The sequence below is a fragment of the Pseudomonas sp. AC083 genome (genome assembly GCF_979253165.1).
Genome location: NZ_CEEDDH010000242.1, coordinates 1 through 252, shown reverse-complemented (window position 1 = coordinate 252; position 252 = coordinate 1). Strand labels below are relative to the sequence as shown.

General features: G+C 49.2%; 1 protein-coding gene. It reads left to right on the top strand.

What is annotated here, in order from left to right; all coding sequences use genetic code 11:
* A partial coding sequence (locus tag AC0IXA_RS27845) for a hypothetical protein (protein ID WP_471814970.1) occupies window positions 1-238 on the top strand: 238 nt, incomplete at its 5' end.
* Window positions 239-252: the final 14 nt, after the last annotated feature.

Genomic DNA, 252 nt, shown 5'->3' with positions numbered 1-252 from the left:
GAGTTCGGGATGGGATCAGGTGGTTCCAACGCTCTATGGTCGTCAAGAAATTCGGGTACTGAGTCGTGACCAGATGGTCTCGCTTCAGCAAATTGGGTATGTGACAGCTTTCGGTGTTTGTGCGTTTCGAACTTTCGGTTCGTTTCGTCTTCACACACCGCAATCTGGTGCCTTTTCAGGTCAGCAAATTGCTTGGGTGTTATATGGTCAAGCCTCACGGGCAATTAGTATTGGTTAGCTCAACGCCTCACA